The organism is Kitasatospora sp. NPDC047058, assembly GCF_040643935.1.
Classification (GTDB): Bacteria; Actinomycetota; Actinomycetes; order Streptomycetales; family Streptomycetaceae; genus Kitasatospora.
The window spans coordinates 1-4,885 of sequence record NZ_JBEYVJ010000457.1; the positions used below are offsets into that span (position 1 = coordinate 1).

3 protein-coding genes and 1 pseudogene are annotated in these 4,885 nt (G+C 76.8%); all 4 read left to right on the plus strand.

Annotation, left to right across the window (positions count from 1 at the left end; all coding sequences use genetic code 11):
- On the plus strand, nucleotides 1-1,352 hold a 1,352-nt coding region (locus ABZ885_RS35290), incomplete at its 5' end, for an AAA family ATPase (protein ID WP_360198114.1).
- Nucleotides 1,349-2,011 (plus strand): 4Fe-4S cluster-binding domain-containing protein, encoded by a 663-nt coding sequence (locus tag ABZ885_RS35295; protein WP_360198120.1) that lies wholly within the window; start codon nucleotides 1,349-1,351, stop codon nucleotides 2,009-2,011. The genes ABZ885_RS35290 and ABZ885_RS35295, both read left to right, overlap by 4 nt.
- A complete protein-coding gene (locus tag ABZ885_RS35300) occupies nucleotides 1,999-2,538 on the plus strand; it encodes an FHA domain-containing protein (RefSeq protein ID WP_360198117.1) in 540 nt (179 codons plus the stop codon). Before ABZ885_RS35295 ends, ABZ885_RS35300 begins: the two co-directional genes overlap by 13 nt.
- Before the next feature lie 203 nt (nucleotides 2,539-2,741).
- Nucleotides 2,742-4,885: pseudogene (locus ABZ885_RS35305) on the plus strand (hypothetical protein); the annotation flags it as partial.

Sequence of the window (4,885 nt, forward strand, 5' to 3'; positions counted from 1 at the left end):
CCCGCCGCCAGGCCGCCACCGGCGGGCCCGCGCTGGACGAGGCCGCGACCGGCACGGCCGCCCTGGCGCTGGCCCGCTCCTCGCACGGCATGGGCAGCTCCGAGGTGATGGCGATCGGGCGGATGGCCGTGGACCAGGAGCTCCCGGTGGACCGACTGGACGAGGCGGCCCGGCTCTACCGGATCGGCGTCCTGGACAACCCGTGGGCCACCGCCGCGCTGCGCGAGTCCATCCTGAACGGCGAGGAGTACCTGAACGGCCTGGTGATCGGCCAGGAGCACGCCGTCAGACGCACCGTCGAGATCTTCATGCGCTCGGCCGCCGGGCTCACCGGCGCGCAGTCCTCCAGCTCGCCGAACCGGCCGCGCGGCACGCTCTTCCTCTCCGGGCCGACCGGTGTCGGCAAGACCGAACTGGCCAAGGGCATCGCCCAGATGATCCTCGGCACGGACGCCCGGCCGATCCGCTTCGACATGAGCGAGTTCGCCGAGGAGCACGCCCGGGACCGGCTGATCGGCGCCCCGCCCGGCTTCGTCGGCCACGACGCGGGCGGCGAGCTGACCAACGCCGTGCGGGCCAACCCGATGAGCGTGCTGCTCTTCGACGAGATCGACAAGGCCAACCCGCGGCTGTTCGACCTGTTCCTGCAGATCCTGGAGGACGGCCGGCTCACCGACGGCCGCGGCGCCACCGTCTACTTCACCGAGTGCGTGCTGATCTTCACCTCCAACCTCGGCGTCACCGCGACCGTGCTGGGCGGGGAGCAGGACGCCCGGGCCGGGGACGGCCGCGCGGCCGGGGCCGCCCCGCCCGAGGGCGAGCGCCCGCACAACGGCGAGGCGGGCGGGCCGGGCTCACCGGGCGCCGCCGCCGAGCGCTCCGCCGCGGGCGCACCGGGCGCCCGCCGGCAGCTGACCCGGCACGACGACCCGGCGGTGGTCCGCCAGGCGCTGCGCCAGGCGTTCGACGTGTTCTTCAACGACCGGATCAAACGGCCCGAGCTGCGCAACCGCTTCGGCGACAACTTCATCCCGATGGACTTCATGCAGGACAAGTGGGTGCCGCAGATCCTCGACAAGGCGATCGCCTCGGTGACCGGCCGGGTCGCCGAGGTGCACGGCGCCGAGCTGACCATCGGTGACGACGCCTGGGAGGTGCTGCGGGTGGAGGCGAACAGCCGGCTCGACCACGGCGGCCGCGGGGTGGTCACGGCGGTCGAGTCCGCCCTGGTCAACCCGCTGGCCCGGGAGATCTTCCGCAACCCGCTGCGGCGCGGCGAGCACATCGAGGTCACCGCGGTCGAGGGCGAGGGCGACGGCTACGCGATCGAGGTGAACCGTTGGCACGGGTGAGCCAGGTGGTCCGCCCGGTCACCTCGCTCGGTCCGGGCCGGCGGCTGGGCGTCTGGTTCCAGGGCTGCCCGCTGGCCTGCCCGGGCTGCATGTCCCGGCACACCTGGGACCCCTCCGGGGGAGCGGAACTGACGGTGGAACGGTTCACCGCGCTCTGGCGCGAGGCGCTGGCCGACGGGACCGGCGGCAGCGACGGGATCGTCGGGCTCACGGTCAGCGGCGGAGAGCCGCTGGAGCAGCCGCAGGCCCTCGCCGAGCTGCTGGCCGCCGCGGACGAGGAGCGTCACCGGGCCGGCCGGGCGGCCGACCTGCTGGTGTACACCGGCTGGGAGCCCGCCGAGATCGAGGCCGACCCGGCGGCGACGGCCGCGCTGGCCGGCGCCGACGCGGTGATCACCGGCCGGTACCGGGCCGGGCAGCCGACCGCGCTGATCTGGCGGGGCTCGGAGAACCAGCGGCTCACCCCGCGCACCGCCCTCGGCCGGGAGCGGTACGCGCCGTACCTGGACCACCGCCCCGAGCGGCCGGAGCTGCAGGTCCGGGTCACCGCGGGCGAGCTGCGCGTGATCGGCGTGCCCCGCCCGGGCGACCTGGGCCGGATCGAACGCGACCTGGCGGGACGCGGTGTGACCTTCCGGGAGACGTCATGGCGGCCGTGATCTACCGCTGCCCGGTGGGCGCGCCGGGCGAGTGCCCGACCTCCCCGACGCGGGGGTTCTGCGAGATCCACATGTTCCAGCTGGAACGGTCCGAGCAGCCGCCCGCCGGGGACGCGCCGCCGCCCGCCCCGGCCGCGCCGCGCTCCCCGGCGGGTGCGCCCGGGTCGGAGGCCGTGACCAGGACGGTCCGCCCGGCCGTACGGCTGGCGCTGGTGATCGCCGGGATGCTGCTCCCGGTGCGGGGCGAGCAGCAGCGCGGCGGCGGGCTGGCCATCGGCCGGGACGAGCCGGACTGCGCCGGGATCCCCGGGCTGGAGCGGCTGGACCAGCTCTCCCGGCACCACGCCCGGCTGCGCTGGATCGACGGCGCGCTCTGCGTCGAGGACCTGGATTCGACCAACGGCACCTTCGTCGACGACGTCCCCGTCACCCGGCCGACCCGGGTCTGGCCGGGCCGCCGGCTGCGGTTCGCGGAGGACATCGACGTCGAGGTGGTCGAGATCGACGAGTACGGCGCTCCCCGGTGAACCGGGGCGTCGAGGAGGGCGACGACGCCATGGCCGACACTCCGGCGGAACCGAACCCGCCCACCCGGAAGCAGAGGCGGGAGCCTGCCGCGCAGCCGCCGGGCCGGGACCGGAGCCCTGACCAGGCTTCGCCTCCCGGGTCGGGATCGGCGACGGGGACGGGGACGGGGGCGGGGACGGGGGCCGGATCGGCCTCGGGGCCGGTGCCGAGTCCGCGCACCCGCGTCCAGCGCGACCGGGGCAAGGCCGCGGGCGGCGACGCCCCCGAGCCGCGCGAGCGGTCCACACGGTCCGGGCAGCCGGAGCAGTCCCGCCAATCCGGGCAGCCGGAGAAGCCGGGCCGGCCCGGGCAGCCGGAGAAGCCCGGGCGGTCCGGTGTGCCGAGCCCGCGCACCCGCGTCCAGCGCGACCGGGGCAAGGCCGCCGGGCAGGCCGCACAGCAGGGCGCCGGGGGCCCGGCGACCAGGGTGCAGCGGCCCGGCCCCACCGCCGGCCGTGACGCGCCCGCCACCGGCCCCGACGCGCCCACCCGCGTCCAGCGGCCCGGCCGGGGCCCGGCCGGCTCCCCCGCCATCGCGGCCACGCCGCAGCCCGCCACCCGGCGCGCGTCCGGATCCGGCGACACCGACGGCGACAGCGGTGGCGGCGCCGACGCGGGCGCCTTCCCCGCCGCCCTGACGGACCGCTACCAGCCGTACGGCGTCGCCGGGTCCGGCAGCGAGGGCACGGTCTGGCACGTCCGGCGCACGGACGACGGCACGGACGCCGCGGTGAAGGTCGCCGCCCCCGGCCAGCCGATGGACCCGGACCTGCTGGAGCACCTGCGTAACGACGCCTTCCGCGGCCACGTCCCGGAGATCCACGACCACGGCCGGGTCCATCACGCCGGGGCGCTCTGCGACTGGGTGGCGATGGAGTACCTGCCCACCACCCTGGCCGACCACCTCGCCGGCCTGCGCCGGGCCGGCCGGCTCAGCCGGGGGCGGGACACCGAGCGGATCGTCCGCGGGCTGGTCGGGCTGCTGGCGTTCTGGCAGAGCGACATCGAACGCAACCCGGTGGACTTCAAGCCGGCCAACATCCTGGTGCGGACGGGCCGCGGCCCGACCCGGTTCGTGATCGCGGACTTCGGCGGCGTCGACCGGCTCACCGCCAGCCGCCGTTTCACACCCGACATGCAGCTGACCGTCCCCTACATGGCGCCCGAGCAGCTGATCGGGAACAACCACCCGGCCGGCCCGTGGTGGGCGCTGGGCAACGTGCTGTTCGAGCTGTTCACCGGCCGGCCTCGCTTCGTCCGGGCCGACGGCGGGCTGGTCAGCGACGAGGCGGTGCAGTACGGCCTGCTGATGGACGAGGAGGTCGACCTCTCCGCCGTCACCGACCAGCGGCAACTGCTGCTTCTCCAGGGGCTGTTCACCAAGGACCCGGCCGACCGCTGGACGGCGGCGCAGGTCAGGGAGTGGCTGGCCGGCGGCAGCCCCGAGGTGGTGCGCAGCCGGGCCCGGGCGACCGGTGCCACCGGGCCCGCGCACCGGCCGATCGGCTTCGGCGGGGAGTACTTCCACGACCCCGCCGCGTTGGCGGTCGCACTGCTCGCGCGGTCCTCGGTGGCGGCGAAGTGGCTGGCCGCCGACGGCGGCGCGCGGCGGCTGCGGACGTGGCTGCACGACGAGGTGAAGGACACCGTCCTCGACCTGGACGACCTCGACGCCGTCGACCGGGCCGGACCGGCCAGCCGGGCCCGGGCGGCCTCGGTCGCGGTGCTCGCCCTCGGCGCCGCGTTCGCCCCGGACGCCGTGCCGTACTACCGGGACCGCCGGGTCGACGCGGCCGGACTCGCCCAGGTGGCCGGCGAGCCGGACGCCGTGGCGTTCGTCGACGAGCTGATCGCCGGCTCGGCGCCGGCCGTCCTCTCCCGCTACCACTGCGGCCACCCCGGTTGCACGCCCGGGCGCTGCGAGCGGCTGCTCGCGCTCACCCGGCTGCCCGCCGTCCTCGCCGGGGTCGAGCGCGAGGCCCGGGCGCTCGGCAACCGGCCCGGTGCCCGCACCGACGGGAGCGGGAACACCCGGCGAAACCGGAACGGCAACGGGAACCGGAACGGCACCGGGAACGGCAGCGGCACCGGGAACGGGAACCGCGACGCGGGCGCGAACGGCGGCCTGACCGCCGCCGAGCGGACCACCGCCCACCGCCTCGCCGTCCGGCTGACCGTGCAGCCGGAGCAACGGGCCCTGGTCGTGGGCCGGTTCTCCCCGCTCCCGGCCGCCCTGCGCGGGCTGCCGGTGCCCGCCCACGCGGCCGCGTCCACGGTGACGGGCACCGTCGCGGGCGCGTCCCGGGC

What these genes read in the sequence shown, in the direction of transcription:
- ABZ885_RS35300 (WP_360198117.1), top strand. Translation starts at nt 1,999, where the DNA reads ATGGCGGCCGTGATCTACCGCTGCCCGGTGGGCGCGCCGGGCGAGTGC.